Source organism: Halorhabdus sp. SVX81 (assembly GCF_029207715.1).
In the GTDB taxonomy this organism is placed as follows: Archaea; Halobacteriota; Halobacteria; order Halobacteriales; family Haloarculaceae; genus Halorhabdus.
Window position 1 is genome coordinate 263,696 of sequence record NZ_CP104322.1, and the last position, 16,610, is coordinate 280,305.

A 16,610-nucleotide genomic window follows, 5' to 3' on the forward strand; every position below is an offset into this window, starting at 1 on the left:
TTTTGGCCAGAAAGACATTCGGAGATGGATTAACAGATAATGTGTATTACTGTGTAGTCTAGCCGACATACGCCGGCCGTTGCCGGGCGAACGCTGCACCCGCGGACCGGTCGTCACCCCCGCCCGTGTCTCGTCACGCACTCCGGCAACCCGATCAGCTCGACGGGCTCGGAGTTGTCCGGCGAGTAAACGACCATCTGACCCTGCTCCATATAGGGAACTTTCGCCTCCAGATGACTCGGAATATTCACCGCCGAGATGGCGTCCTCGTCGCCGAGATTCAGGACGACCGTGGTGTTGATCTGCTTGAAGACGGGGTCGGCGATGTCCTGGGGGTCCTGGGTGATGAGAAAGAGGCCGAGGCGTTCCTTGCGGCCCTGCTTGGCGGCGTCGGTGAACTTCCCGATGACTTTCCGGGCCTGGACGCTGTCGGCGTCGGTCAGGAAGTTGTGGGCCTCGTCCATGCCGACGACCAGCGGTGTCTCCCCGATGCGCTCGAAGGTCGGATCGTTCGAGAGTTTTTCGTCGACGAGCAGCGACGACAACGCGAGCACGACCGTCTCGGTCGCCCGTGAGTCGTTGATGTGGTAGGTCGGGACGACGGTCAGCCCACCTGGGCGGACGAACTCGTGGATCAGATCGGTGATCGGCCGGGCGTCCTGGTCGAAGATGTTCCCGAACCCGCGCGCCCGCCGGCGGACGGCGTCGTAGGTCGCCTCGTGGACCCGGCCGGTCTCGTCGAGTTCCTCCTTCAGCGCGGGGTCGTCGAGGAACGAGGTGAACTGGTCGTAGGTGCCCTCGCGGCCGTACTGGTCGCGGAACAGCGGAAGGAGGACGTTCACCAGTGCCCCGTACTGGTTGTCGTTGAGGCCGCTGCCGGCGATCAGCCAGGGGTTGTCGTGGACCATCGAGAACGGGATCGTGAAGGCGACCTGCTCGGCGCGGTGGTGCTCGGCGGAGTACGTCGCGCCGCCGACCTCGGGGACGAACGCGACGGTGTCCTCGTGACCACCGCAGGCGATGCCCTCACGCTCGCAGCGCCGCCGGAAGTCCGCCGCGAGGTCGCCGTCGTCGTGCATCTGGGCGTACTCGTCCTGGGGGTCGAACTGCACGACTGCGGGCCGAACTGTCCGGTCGCTGCCGGTCTCGACGGGGTAGGCTCGCTCCTCGGCGAGGAACTGCCGGAGGACGTTCTTCGCGAGATGAGTCTTGCCCGACCCCGTCCCGCCGGCGACGAGCGTGTGCCGGAAGACCAGCGGGTCGCCGGCGTCGTAAGCGTCCTTCAGCCGGTAGTCGATGGTGGGGGGCTGGGCCGCCGTCCGGACCTTTTCGCCCCCGACCGAGAGGTGACCGAGGAAGACACCGTCCTCGGGGATCTTCAGCCCGGTCTTGATCGCCGACCGCTCGTCGGCGTGGCTGACGGGCGTCTCGGGCTTGGGGACGCGGTCGGTCATCCGGCGCTGGAGCTCGCCATCATCATTATACAAGATGGCGACCGGCTCCAGCGTCGCCATGAACTTGAAGTCCTGTTCGTCGATACCTTCGGCGCGCATCGCCCGGCGGGCGTGGATCTCGGTCGCGTCGTCGGCCCGGAACTCCCGGACGTACTCCAGGGCGGTGATCCGACAGAAGAGACGCTCCTCGGTCGTGCTGTCGGGATACGGCGCGAGGAGATAGGTGCCGATCCGGACATCGGCGCGGTTGCCGACGGTGACGTACGCCCGCAGGCGGGTGTCCTCGCCGTCCTCGCTGATGGTCAGGCCCTCCGCGGCCGAGAGGACGCCGATGCCGCGCTCCTCGCCCGTCGGCGTGGTTTCGACCGGCTCGAAGTCGTCGCTCGTCGCTCGTTCGGGGGCGTCACTCCCCTCGGACGCCTGCTCGCCGGCGTCGTCGTTATCGAACTCCGTGAAATCCCCGAGGTCGGACATATCACGCCAGTGTGGGCCGACGGACAAACCTGTTTCCCAACCCTCGCTGCTGTGGTCTCTCCGAAGGTATATCTTGTTGGCGCTGTATCATTACGTGTGACTGAGGGATGCAGGTCAGTTACCAGCACGCGAACCCCCACGACGGTCGAGAGTCCCACCTCGTCAGGTTCCACGACGAGATTCACGACCAGACGACCTGCATCCTCGTCGACTCCGGATCCGGGGTCGACGTCGAGGACCTCCTCGGAGAAGACGAGTACCTCTCCGCGATCCTGCTGACGCACGCCCACCTCGATCACTACCGGACCCTCGGGTCGAATCTCCGAGACGGAGCACCGATCTACGCCACACCGGGGACGGCCGCGGCGATCACCACGCGACTCGACACCGACGCCGAACACGCAGATCTGGACAACCCCGACGACGTGAGGGCGGCGATAGAACCGATCACTGACTGGACGACGATCACGAGTGACGTTCACGTCAATCCGGTACCCGCCGGGCACGCACCTGGCGCCTGCGGGTTCGTCGTGCGGTTCGCCGATGGCGACGATCACCATCATCTGTTCGCAACGGGCGACTTTACCACGCGACGGGCCGCCGGCTATCCGGGTCTTGCAACGGATTTGTCGGTCGACGCGGTGTTCCTCACGGCAGCGACGAACGCGGACTTCCGGGACCAGCTGACCGGCGCGGTCGCGACCGCCGTCGAACGAGCGACCGCCGGCTCGACAGTACTGACGACGACCAGTGGTTCGACCGGTGTCCACCTCGCATACCTGCTGGCGCACCTCGCTCGCGCTACCGACCTGACGCCTCCCGTGACAGTCGCCGGTCGGGTGGCCACCCTCTGGGAGGCGTTCGAATACGATCATCCAGCCGTCGAATGCGTCCCGACGTTCAAGAATCCAGACGAGGTTCTCGGGCCGGGGCGAATCACGATTGCCGGGCCGGAGGTTCCCATCGCTGGAAGCAGCGAGCGACTGTTCGACGCGATCGAGGACGACGCGGGGGCGACGCTCGTGCAGGTGACCAGCGGTGCGTTCGACCCGGAGCACTCCGCGGGCTGTACGGTCCACGACTATCAGCTAAGTAACCACCCGACCGAGGAAACGGTCGATTCGGTCGTCGAAGCACTGGGGCCGATCCACGTCGTCATTAGCCATCAGCGGGGCTACGTCGCCGATCAGTACAAGGACAAGTACGACAGCTTCGTCTGGGCGACCGACGACGCCACACAGTACACCCTCTACGACGACGGCTGGTCCGGGCCACCGTGGGTTACCGAGGCCACGCATCGACGTGTTCGCTCCAGACGATACACGGATGCCGGATCGGACATCGGCGGATCGTTCGACACCGCCGACATCCCGCTCCCGACGGTGGGACGCCACGACGACGTCGATCTGGTCGCCGAAGGCATCGATACAGCTCGGCTGGCCGAGGATCTCGGTCTCGACCCGAGTGTCCTCGAGGCGTCCGCAGTAGCCGCCGCCGATGAAAACGCGGACGAGACCGTCGCGGTCGCAGACGGTAGGTCGGTTTCCGACACCGTCGAGGGGGCGTCTCAGTCCGACGGTCGGGGCGAGCGGCGGACCGAGGATTCTACGGCAGGCGATGACCTCGAGGTCGGTTCCGACTCGATCGCGGACGTCCTCTCTCGACTGGATCGGATCGAAAACGCTGTCACCGGGACTCGAACCGGGGCGACTGTCGTTGACGCGGGGGACGGGGTGACGTTGCTTCGGTTGACCGACGAGTCGCTCGCGGAGGACCTCACGCACGGCCAGCTTGTCGAACTCGTGATCCAGACAGCGCCGGATTCACGTGACGAAACCGGGACGGATTGAGGAAATCCACTGTCTCTCTGGACTATTGGCACTCACGGATATCACGTCGAGGACCCAGCCACGACGCTGGCTGACCCCAAACGTCCTTACCCTGGCATTCGAACCCACACCTGATGACCGCGTGGCTTCGCGCCATGACGTACAACGTGCGCTACGACAACCCCGAGGACGGCGAGCACGCTTGGCCGAACCGTCGGGCGGCTGTCGCAAGCACGATTCGGTTTCACGCGCCCGATGTCGTCGGCCTCCAGGAACCCCTCGCCCACCAACTCGCAGACGTCGCCGATCGCCTCCCCAGTTTCGAGTGGATCGGTAGTGGCCGCGTCGACGGCGAATCGGAAGGTGAACACACCCCGATCGGCTACCGGACCGACCGGATCGAATACGTCGATGGCGACACCTTCTGGCTCTCGGAGACACCCGACGAGGCGGGCAGCGTCGGCTGGGACGCCCGTCATCCCCGGATCGTGACCTGGGCACGCCTGCGTGACCGCCGGACCGGTGATTCCCTCCTTTTCGCGAACACACACTTCTCCCACGACGGCCCGCGCGCCCGCCGGAAGAGCGCCCAGCTCTTGCTCGACCGACTCGCGGACTTGCGGAAGGACGAACCCGTGGTTCTCACGGGCGATTTCAACTGCGTGGCGGGCGAAGAGCCTTACGAGATCTTGACTGACGACGACCACACCCTCAACCTCGCAGGCGAACAAGACCGATCAGCCGAGCCCGCTCACGGCCCGCCGACATCCGTGACGGACTTCGAGAACCTGGTGCCGAATCGCAAGATCGACCACGTCTTCTCGACGCCCGACATGGCCGTCGGCACTCACGGCGTCTGCAGCGATGTCTACGACGACGGTCGGTTTCCCTCGGATCATCTGCCGGTGCTGGTCGAACTCGGTCCGGGTGAGGGGTAGCGGATCGCATCCCATCACGCTGTGACGCTCTGGAGATCGCGGCGTTCGTATCGGGGTCGCCACCAGCAGACCGAGGAGCGGGGTTCAGCCGTGGGCGGCTGTCAATGGCGGGACCCAGCCTTATACCCGCTGAACCAGTAACACCAGTATGTCCGAGTACGTGGCTGTCTGCCAGGACTGTGAGTGGGAACGACCGATGCCCAGGCGCGAGATGGCCGAACATGCAAAGCGCGTCCACGAGGACGAGCATGGCCACCTCGTGTTCCTCGAGGAGTGACGAGCGCGGTACCCGATCGCGCTGAACGACAGAGACTGCCTTTCTGCGACAGTGTCGTTTCTCCATTCTCGCCGGCCGACTCGTTTTTACTCGCTGGTCACCTACGTTCGGTATGCGACTCATCCGTGGACGGGCCGGCGGGACGGCGCTGACGGGGACGCTGTACGAACCCGGCGAGGACGCCCCGAGCTACGAGGGTGCGCCCGACGCCGACGCGCCGTTCGTCTGGGTGTGTGATGCCTTCTACGCGGTCGAGAGTGGCGGAACCGCCCAGCAGGTCGACGGCGAGGCGATCAACGTGGCCTTCGAGTCGCCCGCACCCCGTGGGTTCGCCGATCGCGACCGCGCCATCGCGGCCGCCGAGGACCACGTCCGCACCCAGTTCGGCCGACTCGGTCTCGATGAATCGGCGGTCGAGATCGAACACGAGCACGTCGCGCCCGAATCGGCCTGAGTCCTCCCCAGGGGGTCAGTCGTCGTCGCCGGTCCCCGCCCGCTCGCGCTCGGCCGTGCGCTCGATGAACTCCTCGGGGAGGGCCTCCATCTCGCCGACCTGGACGCTCCAGAGGTTCGCGTAGAGCCCATCGGCGGCCAGCAACTCCTCGTGAGTCCCGCGCTCGACGACCCGCCCCTCGTCCATCACGAGGATGGTGTCTGCGTCCCGGACAGTCGAGAGGCGGTGGGCGATGGCGAAGGTCGTCCGGTCGGCCGTCAGCGTCTCCAGGGAGCGCTGGATCAGGACTTCGGTCTCGTTGTCGACGTGGGAGGTCGCCTCGTCGAGGATGAGGATCTCCGGATCTTCGAGGATCGCCCTCGCGATGGCGACACGCTGGCGCTGACCGCCCGAGAGTTTCACGCCGCGTTCGCCGACCATCGTGTCGATGCCCTCTGGCAACTCGGAAACGAACTCCATCGCGCCGGCCATCGAGAGCGCCTCGCGGATGTCGTCGTCGGTGGCCTCGATGCCGTAGGCGACGTTCTCGGCGACGGTCCCATGGAAGAGATACGGCTCCTGGCTGACGTAGCCCACGTGCTCGCGGAGACTTGCGAGTGAGACGTCCCGGATGTCGTGGCCGTCGACACGGATCTGTCCGTCCGCGGGATCGTACAGTCGCACCAGCAGTTTGAGCAGCGTCGTCTTGCCAGCACCGGTCGGCCCGACGAGGCCGACGAAGTCCCCTGCCTCGGCATTGAAACTCACGTCCTCAACCGAGGCCTCGTCAGCGCCCGTATATCGGAAGGTCACGTCGTCGTACTCGACACCCCCGTCGACGCCGCCCAGATCGATCGCGTCGTCGGGATCGTCGACGGTACCCGGGTGGTCCATGAGGCCGACGATCCGTTCCGCTGCCGCGAACGCGTAGCGGTAGTTGTTGACGACGTTGCCGAACTGGCGCATCGGCCAGAGGAACCGCCTGGCGTACAGCAACATCGGCGTGAGCACGCCCAGTGTCATCCCGCCCGTGAACCCGACGGTCGTTCCAGCGAGTGACATCTGTGGCGGGCCAAAGAGCAGCCAGTACCCACCGACGAGGAACGTGAACATGTAGCCCATCCCGGTGATGATCCGCAGCGTCGGGAAGAACTTGATCCGGGTCGTAATCGCGTCCCAGTTCGCGTCGAGGTACTCCTCGGACGCCTCTTCGACGCGGTCGCGCTCGAAGGACTCCCGACCGTAGGATTTGACGACTTCGATGCCGCCGATGTTGTTCTCCAGCCGGGAGTTGAGCGCCCCGACCGAGCCACGTACGCGGCCGTACTTCGGTCCGATCCGCTGGACGAAGAGGTAACTTGCGAGTGCGAGCACTGGCACCGACAGCAGCGCGACGATGGCGAGTTGCCAGTTGAGCCAGACCATCACGCTCGCGACGCCGACCACGAGCACGGAGATCCGGATGCCCGCGTTGAGGTCGTTCGTCAGGAAACTCTCGAGTTGGTTGACGTCGTTGTTGAGGATCGACATGACTTCGCCCGTCTGTTTGTCGTCGAAAAAGCCCATCCGCATCCGCTGGACGACGTCGTAGGTGTCGACCCGGACCTCGTGTTGGAGGTGCTGGGCGAAGCGGTTCCACGCCCAGCCGTTGACCCAGTTCAGCCCGGCGCTGAGCAGATAAACCGCCCCGACCAGCCCCACGGCGAACCAGAACTGCCCCGGCTCGTCCCCCGGAATAACCGATTGCGGGACGAGCGGGAGCGTGAAATCCTGGCCCCCGACGAACAGCGCGTCGATGGCGACCCCGAGCACCAGCGCCGGAATGAGTTCGAGAAACCGGGCGAGGACGCTCGCGACCCCGCCGAGGACGAACTCCGGGACGTACCCCCGGCCGTAGTTCCCGAGTAGCCGCCACATCGGGCGGTCGACACCTTCCCGGAGGTGCTCGAAGGTGTCCGCGTCGTCGTTGCCACCCGAAAAGCCCCAGGACATGGCCCCCGCTAACGTGGCCCCCTACTAAAGGCTGACTGCCGCGCCAGTCCGGGCTGGCGACGGTCGTCTTCACGCCGGCCCGAATCACAGTTGGTAAATCCGCCACCGTCCGAGACCCACCCAGCAAATGGTTCACGTCAGCGTTATCGGCTGTGGACACATGGGCGGGGCGCTCGTCCGTGGGCTGTCCGCCGCCGGCCACCGGGTGACGGCCTGCGACGTCGACGAATCGGTACTCGAAGACCTATCGGGAGTCGCCGACGAGACGACGACTGACCTCGAAGCGGCAGCCTCAGCGCCGATCGTCGTGCTGGCGGTCGGCCCCGATATCGCCGGCGAGGTGCTCGCGGATCTCGGTCTCGACCCCGACCAGACGGTCGTCTCGGTCGCCGCGGGCGTCTCGACGTCGATGCTCGAATCGACGACCGACGCCGCCGTCGTCCGGATGATGCCGAACCTCGCCGCCGAGTACGGCGAGATGGCCGCCGCAGTCACGCCAGAACCGACGGGCGACGTCGCGACAGTGCTTGACGATCTCGGGACCGTCGTCACGATCGACGAGGACCGGATGGATCTGGCGACGGCGATCAACGGCAGCGGGCCGGCGTTCGTCTTCTACCTGATCGGGGCGATGCAGCAGGCTGGCATTGAGGGCGGCCTTGACTCGGATGACGCTGCGGCGCTCGCCGCCCAGACGTTCAAGGGCGCGGCCGAGATCGCCCTGCAGAGTGACGAGAGCGTCGAAGAACTGATCGAAGCCGTTGCGACGGAGGGCGGGACGACGATCGAGGGCATGGAGGTGCTGTGGGACAGCGACGTCGCGGACGTCCTCGGCGAGACAGTGGCTGTCACCGAAGAACGGTCGGCGGAGATCACCGCAGAAATCGGTGATGAGTGAGTCGGATCATTCACAGACTGATTCGATTGCGAAGGCGTCGCTTTCCACCGCTTCGTTTCTGATCACCGTTGTTTCCCTCCCACAGAAAAATATATTTGACTGTCATAATAGATCAACATATGACCGAAACGGAGTCCGCGGAGCGGATCGGCCTGTCGATCGGTCCTGGCACGGTCGGAGTCGTTGCGGTCCTCGTCGGGATGGGGTCCTCATTCCTCTATCCACTGGTTGTCGCCGGCCTTCTGCCGGGGATCGAACAGATCGCATCGACCGCCCCACGTTCCAGCCATCCGTTCGTCGTGTACCTCAGCGTCATCCCCGGCCCGATCTTGCTGACCTGGGGGGCCTTCGCATACGTGGACGACGAGTATACACCGCTAACGCCGCGACGTGCCCTTGCGGCGCTCGTCCCCGTGCTCGTGAGCGTTTGCCTGGGTGTCTCGCTGTTTGCCGCCAGGTGGACGGGGGCGACACCGACGGACATCGAGGGCCAGGCGAGGGCTCCTCTCACACTTGTTGAGGCGCTGCAGGTTGAGCTGACTGCCGTCCAGTTCGTCGCGCTTGCGGCCGTCTCCGCGATGGTCGTCGGATCCGTCGCGGCTACCCGGGACCGGTGGACCGCACTTGCGACGGGAGCCGTCCCCCTTGGGCTCGTCGTAGCCGGACTTGCCTGGGGGCCGCAACACCTCACTCCCTCTACGGTCCCGCTCGTCGCAGCCACCATGGCAATCCCCTTTGGGATCGGCTACGTGGCTACGCGCTCGGGAAGCAGGTATCAGACCGTTTAGATACTCTTCATACTGCCCACGCGATGTAGACATTTGTCGCTATGACGATCGATCCAATCATGAATAGTAGATTGGCTGTCCAAGCGGCGGCCCCAATCAAACTCCAGAGGGCTATAAGAAGCATTGTCTCCTTGGGTTTTTCGTGTCGCCATGTGGAATATGACGTCGTCAAACCGGCGACGGCTGCCATTCCGAATATTGGCTGCTGAATTATCAAGAGGGTCCACCCCAGAATTCCCGCAGAGAGCCCAATGACAACTCCATTTGATACTCTATCGTCCATATCATATATCCGCTCTTCCGTTCTCTTAATTTCTGTGCTATATCTACACGAGAGCGGTAAACGATACCCAACGCTGGAGGGTGTTGTAGCGTACTGACTGGCAACTCGTTGCGAACCGTAGTAGGTTTGTCCGTCGCCCATTTCTCCCATTACAATGAGATCCGGTACTCCCATCGGTCGCCACCGTACGCGGACATCCAACACACGGGATGGCACTGACCACTGCAACCATCGAGCGTCCTTCCGTGGAGATCACCAGCGAGGTCGACGATGAGTGACGCCATCGACCCCGAAGAGATCGAGCGGACGCGCGAACTCGCCGCCGACGCCGAGCGGGTCGTCGTCAAGGCGGGGACGAACTCCCTGACGGACGCCGAGTCGAACCTCGACGACGACAAACTCGACAAACTCGTCGACGACGTGGCCGACCTGCTCGATCACGGCAAGGAGGTTCTACTCGTCTCTTCGGCGGCGATCGGGGCCGGTCGGGGGCGCGTCGACGCCGAGACTGACACGGTCGAAGCGTCCCAGGCGCTGTCGACCGTCGGCCAGAGCCACCTGATGCGTCGCTACACCGAGAGCTTCGAGCGCTACGACCGGAAGGTCGCCCAGATCCTGGTCACGCAGGCCGACCTGGACGATCCCGAGCGGTTCACCAACTTCCACAACACCGTCGAGACGCTGCTGGATTGGGGGATCGTCCCGATCGTCAACGAGAACGACGCCGTCGCGATCGCGGAGATCCAGATCGGCGACAACGACATGCTCTCGTCGTCGATCGCGGTCGGGATCGACGCCGACCTGCTGGTGACGCTGACCGACGTCGACGGCGTCTACACCGGCAACCCGAAGGACGATCCCGACGCCACGAAGATCGAGGCCGTCGGGAGCAACTACGGGGCTGTCCAGGAGATCGTCGCCCAGAGCACGACCGAGGAATTCGGCGGGATCACGACGAAGGTCGAGGGCGCGCGAACGGCCAACGAGCACGGGATCCCGGCGGTGATCGCCGGCTCGGCCGAACCGGACGTGCTTGCCCGCATCGCCGCCGGCGAATCGGTGGGCACAATATTCTTGCCTGTCAACGGAGCATACGATGACTGATACGGACACTGAATCCAAGGTCGAGGCCGCCGAAGCTGCGGCGCTCGAACTGGCCAACGTCAGCGACGCCGATCGTCGCGCCGCCCTGGAAGCGATCGCAACGGCCATCGACGATCACCGCGAGGAAGTCATCGCGGTCAATGATGAGGACGTCGAGGCCGGCGAGGAGTTGCTCGAAGCCGGCGAGTACACCCAGGCGCTGGTCGACCGGCTGAAGCTGGACGACGCCAAGATGGACTCGATCGTCGAGATGGTCGAAAGCGTCGCCGATCAGGCGGATCCCCTCGGGAAAACCCTCCAGGCCCGCCACCTTGACGACGATCTCGACCTCTATCGAGTGGCGGTCCCCATCGGCGTGATCGGGACCGTCTTCGAGTCCCGGCCCGATGCCTTAGTCCAGATCGCTGCCCTCGCGCTGAAGTCCGGGAACGCGGTCATCCTCAAGGGCGGCAGCGAGGCCAGCCACTCCAACCGCGAACTCTTCGAGATCATCCGCGAGGCAGCCCAGGACGTCGAGGCCATCCCCGAGGGCTGGGTCCAGTTGATCGAGGCCCGGGAGGCCGTCGACACCGTCCTCGGGATGGACGAACACATCGACCTGCTGATGCCCCGCGGGTCCTCGGAATTCGTCAGCTACGTCCAGGACAACACCCAGATCCCCGTGCTGGGCCACACCGAGGGTGTCTGTCACGTCTTCGTCGACAGCGAGGCCGACCTCGACGAAGCGGTCGAGGTGGCATACGACGCGAAAGTCCAGTACACCGCTGTCTGTAACGCCATCGAGACGCTGCTCGTCCACGAGGACGTCGCCGAGGCGTTCCTGCCCACCATGGCCGACCGGTACGCCGAGGCCGATGTCGAACTGCGCGGCGACGAACGAACCCGGGAGATCCTCGAAGAGTTCGACGTCCGTGAAGCCACTGAAGAGGACTGGCGCACGGAATACGGCGACCTCATCCTCTCGATCAAGGTCGTCGACTCGCTCGTGGACGCCATCGACCACGTCAACACGAACGGCTCGAAACACACCGAGTCGATCCTGACCGAGGACGACGAGACGGCCCGGAAATTCATGACGGGCGTCGACGCCGCCAGCGTCTTCCACAACGCCTCGACGCGCTTCGCCGACGGCTATCGCTACGGGCTGGGCGCGGAAGTCGGCATCTCGACGGGCAAGATCCACGCCCGCGGGCCCGTCGGCCTGGAGGGGCTAACGACCTACAAGTACTATCTCGAAGGCGACGGCCATCTCGTGGCCTCCTACGCCGGCGAGGACGCGCTACCGTTCTCTCACGAGGACTTCGACGGCGAGTGGTGAGGCGTCGGTAGCGCAGTGTCTTTTCGAGGGTGACGGCCGCTTCGCCTCCTGGTAGGGCGGGTTGGAATCGCAGAAACGCAGAGTCGGCGGTGAGTTCGTCACAGTCTAGGACGAGAACAGGGCTTTTGTGGTGCGATCGATACCGGATCCTCACTGCGCGGTCGAGTCATCGGATTTGCGGTCGGTCGTCCCGAAAACGGCGTTCTTCCAATAGATACTTGAGCATTCTACGAGAATGTATTGCTCATAATGAATTTGATCCCCGAACTGCTTCGCATTCTGATTGGAACTGAAGAGATGGGTCTTCGCGAGTATCTCAGTCTCCTTTTGCTGGCTTGCGGTGCATTCGTTTTCACGTTCGCCGCCTATGCGTTCGGCATCTATCCTACAGGATCTGGGGTCATACTCGTTCATCCATATGGGGCACTCGCTGGGGTGATAGGCGCGCTACTGATCGGATACTATCGCGCTGGACTCGTCTTCGGGTGGCTTATCACCCACATGTCGCTGCTCGGATATCAAGCGGACTGGGCATTCTTCCGAGATTCCGATGGCTCACTTCTCGACGCAGTCGCGTATCTCTTTCGGGTCGACATGTTGACGTACATCGCCGTGGAGGCGATCGTTTTTGCCGTCCCAGCCTTCGTTCTCGGGTACGCTTTCCGGTGGGTCATCACTGCCGGACGAATCCACTGGCAGACAGCCGAGTGACTGCTACTCTTCCAGTGGACGATCACGAAATCGAACTGTAATCGTTCTGGGTACCCGGTACCAGCACGGCGATGTCGGCTGAAACCTATCTTCTGGGCGCGAACCTCGTATTCGACGGCCAGATCCACGTCTACGGGTCCGTCGCTGGTTCGTTTCAATCTCGATTACCCACCCTTTCGACCGTGAACGCTGCTTCCATGTCTCCGACTGTGACGGCGTATGTATCAGACTCGACCACGTGTCCTTCCCCTGGTTTGTAGAACCCGAAGTGCTCGACGGGGATCTCGACCTCGATGGTCCTCGCTTCGCCGGGATCGAGTGCAACGCGATCGTAGCCGACCAGTTCTCGTTCGGAACGAACACGAGAGGGCGTCTCCTGGCGACCGTAAACCTGGATCACGTCCTCGCCCGGCCGCGAGCCGACGTTCTCGACGGTCATCGCGACGGAGACCGTCCCGTCAGGTCCGACGGTTGTCTCGGTGAGTTCTAGATCGCGACGGTCGAACGTCGTGTAACTCTGCCCGTGACCGAACGGATACAGCGGATCGTAGGACGCTGGATGTTCGTCCGCGCCGAGGGTGAGCGGGTGACGGGCGTGATCGTGGAGCTGTGGCAGATCGCCGTGCGAGCGGGCGATCGAGATCGGGAGTCGACCGCCGGGATCGCAATCGCCGAACAGCGTCTCCGCGGCGGCCTGGCCGCCTTCCGTGCCGGGGAAGTACGCCATCAGCAGGGCGTCGGCGTGCTCGGCCAGCCAGTCGACGATCAGCGGCCGGCCGGTCAGCAGGACGCCGACGACCGGCGTCCCGGTTTCGTGGATTTCCTCGGCCAGCCGTCGCTGGGCTGGTGGCAACCGCAACTGCGAGCGCGTCGGCCACTCGCCGGTATCGGTCCCGAGCATGTCCTGCGGGCCGAACTCGTGGATGTACCAGCCTTCACCGAGTCCCAGGACGGCGACGTCCGCCTGACTGGCTTTTTCGACGGCGGCGTCGATGTCGCGTTCCTCGGTGAGCGTCGCCCCCTGCTCGTAGAGCACGTCGCCCGCCGCCCGTGCCTCGATGGCTTCCCGGACGGTTTCGCCGGCCAGCCCTGTCTCCTCGTGGTGGCTCCACCCGCCGACCTGGTGGACGAGATTGTCGGCGTTCGGCCCGCCGACGAAGACCGTCTCGCTGCCGGAGAGCGGCAGGATCCCGTCGTTTTCGAGTAGCGTAATCGACTGCCGGGCGGCCTCTCGGGCGAGTTCGCGGTGCTCGTCGCAGCCAAGCATCGAGACCGCCTCCTCGACATCGACGTATGGATCCTCGAACAGCCCGAGTTCGAACTTCACCCGGAGGACTCGTCGGACGCTGTCGTCGAGAATCGCTTCGTCGAGTTGTCCGTCCTCGACGAGGTCGACGAGCTTCTCGACGTGGACCGTGTGGTCGACTGAGCCAACGTCAAGGCCAGCCTCGCGAGTGCGACGGACTGACTCGCGCCAGCCGGCGGTCACGCCGTGGGATTCGTGGAGTTGCTTGACCCCGCTCCAGTCGGCGACGACGTGGCCGTCGAACCCGAGTTCCTCTCGGAGCAGGTCACGCAACCAGCGAGGTGAGCTATGGGCTGGCTCGCCGTTCGTCGCGCTGTAGGCCGGCATGACCGACTCGACGCCCGCGTCGATCGCTGCCTCGAACGGCGGCAGGAAGGTATTCCCCAGGACGTACTCGGAGACCTCGACCGGCGCGCCGTCCTGGCCGCGCTCGGGATCGCTGTAGGCGGGGAAGTGCTTGGCCGTCGCGACGACCGACTCGGGATCGTCGATTCCTTCTCCCTGGAGGCCCCACACCTTCGCCGCGGCGAGGTCGGCGGCGAGTCGTGGACTCTCGCCGTGAGTCTCCTGAACGCGGCCCCAGCGTGGATCACGCGCCACGTCGCAGGTCGGCGAGTAATTCTGGTGTGCGCCCGTCGCGCGGACCTCTCGCGCCGTCGCGGCCGCGACGCGTTCGATCAGCGCCGGGTCCCAGGTCGCTGCCGCGCCGAGCCCGTTCGGGAACACGGTCGCGTCCTCGACGTAGGCGTGACCGTGGACGGCATCGACGGTGAACAGCAGCGGGATGCCCAGTCGTGTCTCCTCCAGGGCCGTCTCCTGGAGGGTGTTGACGGCCTCGACGATCCCGCGCGGCTCCGAAACGGCCGCTCCTGCCCACCCGAAGGCGGCGACGCTCCCGAAGCCGTGCTCGGCGACTGTGTCTCTTACTACCGGGATCTCGAGCGTCTCGCCACGATCGCCGGCCCAGGTCCCGACCACCTGGCCCGCCTTTTCGGCGAGCGTCATCCGCGAGAGCAGATCATCGACCCGGCGGTGGGTCGGCTCGCTAGATCGGCGGTAGATCGGCGTGTCTTCGGTCATCGTCTCCCAGAAGACGCGTCGCCATGGGGCAAAAAGATTGGCTCGCGGCATCGTCTGGCGATCCGGAGACCGGCCTCTCCCGCTCGGAGAAACCGGCCGCCGTTGCAGGGAGACGTACCATTAAGATCGCGTCGCCGGATCGCCGTCCCGTATGGCAACGACGGTACGTGGGACTATCGCGGGCATGGCACAACGGGCGAACCCGGCGTTTGCGGTCGCGGTCGTCGCGATCCCGCTTGCGGCGCTGGGCTACGCGCTGACGGTCGCATCGCTTCAGGGGCACACCTACGTCCACGTGATGGCGGGCGTCCTCTGGACGGGCATCGACGTGTTCATCGGCGCGGTGCTCGGCCCGGTCATCGGCGGCCTCGAGGAGGAGGAGAGCGCGGCGGTGTTCCGGCGACTCACCCCCAAGACCGCCTTTCTCCTGCCCTCACTGGCGACGGTCACCATCGCCTCGGGGATCGCGCTGGCGCTACGCCTGGGCTACCTGGCCGACGGCGAGGGCTGGCTGGCGCTGTTCACCGCGGCGAACCTGATTCCGATTCTGCTCTTGCTCGGCTGGCGGCTCGACGCCTGGCGGGACTGGCGGTGGCAGGTCCCCTTCGTGGTCGCGACAGTGGGCTCGCTGGCCTGGGTCGAGCTGACGCTGGATGCCCTGCCGGCGATCGAACCCGCGATCGCCGTCGCGCTGGCGATCGTGACGATCCTCTCGGTCCAGGGTTTCGGGTTCCTGATGCCCGGCGAACTACGGATCTACCGTGAGATGACCAGTGACGCGCCGGATGCGGGCGTCATCGCCGCCATCGGCAAGCAGAACGCCATGCTCGGGGGCGTCCAGGGTGCCTTCCAGCTTCTGTTGATCCTCGACATGGTCTACCTGCGATACGGCGGGTTTCCGTTCTGAATCGGCGAGAACAACCCCGATTCACTCCTCCGTCGACTGGTCCGGATCGCGGAACCCCTCGCGCTCCGCCCGCTCCGCGGCGAAGTGACGAGCGGACTGCAGTTGTGCGTCGACGATCGTGTTCACCTGTTCGCCCCAGTCCTCGTCCGGGTGGGTTCGGACGTACTCGGCCCAGCGCTTGATCTGTTCCAGTCGCTGGGCGCGGTTGCGCTCGTGTTTCGCGTCAAGCTCGTTTGAGTCGGTCATAGGCGTCCGTGACGTCCAAGTCTTCGACGTACCCTTCGAGTTGCGCCGTGTTAAGGTTGCCCTCGGTCGTCTCGTAGAGGTACAGCGCATCTTCGAAGTCTTTCTCGGTCCCGAGCCGGAGTTTGTACGCGATCTGGAGTTCCAGAGAGCCGACGATCAACGATCGATCGTCGAACTGGACCGTGATCGTTTCCTTGAGTGATGTCCGATCGTACTCGTCAGTCGGGAACTTGATCTCGACGTTCGGAACGATTTCGCCGTCTCTCGCGATCCGAACAGGCAACTCGTCTGAGAGTGTCGCGTGCATCGAATCAAGCGGCGTGTTCGGGCCCCAGAAGCCCGTGTCCTTCAGGCGAGACGCGAGTTCGTCGGCTGTATCGGTGTCGAATCGCGAGACGATGACGTCGATGTCTTCCGTCGCTCTCGACCGCCCCAGTAACACGGCGACGTATCCACTGATTGTTGCATACTGGATTCCGCAGGCAGAGAGGACCTCAGTCACGTCGAGAACGAGCCGATCGAGGTCGTTTAGCGCCTTATCGATGACGAGCGTATCGCCGCGAAACTTCATT

General features: G+C 64.6%; 16 protein-coding genes. 10 read left to right on the forward strand and 6 right to left on the reverse strand.

The window, feature by feature from the left end:
- Positions 1 to 113: 113 nt before the first annotated feature.
- Positions 114 to 1,928 (reverse strand): ATP-binding protein, encoded by a 1,815-nt coding sequence (locus SVXhr_RS01240; RefSeq protein ID WP_275738768.1) that lies wholly within the window; start codon positions 1,926 to 1,928, stop codon positions 114 to 116.
- Positions 1,929 to 2,035: 107 nt separating this feature from the next.
- Here SVXhr_RS01240 and SVXhr_RS01245 point away from each other — a divergent pair, with 107 nt between their 5' ends.
- The 4 genes from SVXhr_RS01245 to SVXhr_RS01260 all read left to right on the forward strand — a co-directional run bounded on the left by SVXhr_RS01245 (position 2,036) and on the right by SVXhr_RS01260 (position 5,426).
- Complete coding sequence (locus SVXhr_RS01245) at positions 2,036 to 3,778, forward strand: MBL fold metallo-hydrolase (RefSeq protein WP_275738770.1); 1,743 nt, start codon at positions 2,036 to 2,038, stop codon at positions 3,776 to 3,778.
- A gap of 113 nt (positions 3,779 to 3,891) precedes the next feature.
- On the forward strand, positions 3,892 to 4,695 hold the full coding sequence (locus SVXhr_RS01250; RefSeq protein WP_275738772.1) for an endonuclease/exonuclease/phosphatase family protein: 804 nt from the start codon (positions 3,892 to 3,894) through the stop codon (positions 4,693 to 4,695).
- A gap of 148 nt (positions 4,696 to 4,843) precedes the next feature.
- The gene (locus SVXhr_RS01255) at positions 4,844 to 4,972 is read left to right on the forward strand and encodes a hypothetical protein (RefSeq protein WP_275738774.1); all 129 of its coding nucleotides are present in this window, start codon (positions 4,844 to 4,846) and stop codon (positions 4,970 to 4,972) included.
- 112 nt (positions 4,973 to 5,084) lie between these two features.
- On the forward strand, positions 5,085 to 5,426 hold the full coding sequence (locus tag SVXhr_RS01260; protein ID WP_275738776.1) for a hypothetical protein: 342 nt from the start codon (positions 5,085 to 5,087) through the stop codon (positions 5,424 to 5,426).
- A 15-nt stretch (positions 5,427 to 5,441) separates the two neighbouring features.
- On the opposite strand, the gene SVXhr_RS01265 is transcribed toward SVXhr_RS01260, so the two are convergent.
- A complete protein-coding gene (locus SVXhr_RS01265; protein ID WP_275738778.1) occupies positions 5,442 to 7,397 on the reverse strand; it encodes an ABC transporter ATP-binding protein in 1,956 nt (651 codons plus the stop codon).
- 127 nt (positions 7,398 to 7,524) lie between these two features.
- On the opposite strand from SVXhr_RS01265, the gene SVXhr_RS01270 reads away from it, so the two are divergent.
- Together SVXhr_RS01270 and SVXhr_RS01275 are read left to right on the forward strand one after the other, a co-directional pair.
- Complete coding sequence (locus tag SVXhr_RS01270; protein WP_275738780.1) at positions 7,525 to 8,295, forward strand: pyrroline-5-carboxylate reductase dimerization domain-containing protein; 771 nt, start codon at positions 7,525 to 7,527, stop codon at positions 8,293 to 8,295.
- A gap of 119 nt (positions 8,296 to 8,414) precedes the next feature.
- Positions 8,415 to 9,083: a hypothetical protein gene (locus SVXhr_RS01275; RefSeq protein ID WP_275738782.1), complete on the forward strand. Its 669-nt coding sequence runs from the start codon at positions 8,415 to 8,417 to the stop codon at positions 9,081 to 9,083.
- A gap of 7 nt (positions 9,084 to 9,090) precedes the next feature.
- Here SVXhr_RS01275 and SVXhr_RS01280 read toward each other — a convergent pair whose 3' ends face one another.
- On the reverse strand, positions 9,091 to 9,366 hold the full coding sequence (locus SVXhr_RS01280) for a hypothetical protein (RefSeq protein ID WP_275738783.1): 276 nt from the start codon (positions 9,364 to 9,366) through the stop codon (positions 9,091 to 9,093).
- 270 nt (positions 9,367 to 9,636) lie between these two features.
- Between SVXhr_RS01280 and proB the strand changes: the two genes are divergently transcribed.
- The 3 genes from proB to SVXhr_RS01295 all read left to right on the forward strand — a co-directional run bounded on the left by proB (position 9,637) and on the right by SVXhr_RS01295 (position 12,499).
- The gene (gene proB / locus SVXhr_RS01285) at positions 9,637 to 10,470 is read left to right on the forward strand and encodes a glutamate 5-kinase (protein ID WP_275738784.1); all 834 of its coding nucleotides are present in this window, start codon (positions 9,637 to 9,639) and stop codon (positions 10,468 to 10,470) included.
- Positions 10,463 to 11,788, forward strand: a complete 1,326-nt coding sequence (locus tag SVXhr_RS01290) for a glutamate-5-semialdehyde dehydrogenase (RefSeq protein ID WP_275738786.1) — start codon at positions 10,463 to 10,465, stop codon at positions 11,786 to 11,788. Before proB ends, SVXhr_RS01290 begins: the two co-directional genes overlap by 8 nt.
- Before the next feature lie 255 nt (positions 11,789 to 12,043).
- The gene (locus SVXhr_RS01295) at positions 12,044 to 12,499 is read left to right on the forward strand and encodes a hypothetical protein (protein ID WP_275738788.1); all 456 of its coding nucleotides are present in this window, start codon (positions 12,044 to 12,046) and stop codon (positions 12,497 to 12,499) included.
- Positions 12,500 to 12,653: 154 nt separating this feature from the next.
- Here SVXhr_RS01295 and SVXhr_RS01300 read toward each other — a convergent pair whose 3' ends face one another.
- The gene (locus SVXhr_RS01300) at positions 12,654 to 14,885 is read right to left on the reverse strand and encodes a glycoside hydrolase family 3 N-terminal domain-containing protein (RefSeq protein WP_275738790.1); all 2,232 of its coding nucleotides are present in this window, start codon (positions 14,883 to 14,885) and stop codon (positions 12,654 to 12,656) included.
- A 184-nt stretch (positions 14,886 to 15,069) separates the two neighbouring features.
- On the opposite strand from SVXhr_RS01300, the gene SVXhr_RS01305 reads away from it, so the two are divergent.
- On the forward strand, positions 15,070 to 15,792 hold the full coding sequence (locus SVXhr_RS01305; RefSeq protein ID WP_345799505.1) for a hypothetical protein: 723 nt from the start codon (positions 15,070 to 15,072) through the stop codon (positions 15,790 to 15,792).
- Between the two features lie 21 nt (positions 15,793 to 15,813).
- On the opposite strand, the gene SVXhr_RS01310 is transcribed toward SVXhr_RS01305, so the two are convergent.
- The gene (locus SVXhr_RS01310; protein WP_275738794.1) at positions 15,814 to 16,038 is read right to left on the reverse strand and encodes a hypothetical protein; all 225 of its coding nucleotides are present in this window, start codon (positions 16,036 to 16,038) and stop codon (positions 15,814 to 15,816) included.
- On the reverse strand, positions 16,016 to 16,609 hold the full coding sequence (locus tag SVXhr_RS01315; RefSeq protein WP_275738796.1) for a hypothetical protein: 594 nt from the start codon (positions 16,607 to 16,609) through the stop codon (positions 16,016 to 16,018). The genes SVXhr_RS01310 and SVXhr_RS01315 overlap by 23 nt, the downstream gene beginning before the upstream one ends.
- Position 16,610: the final 1 nt, after the last annotated feature.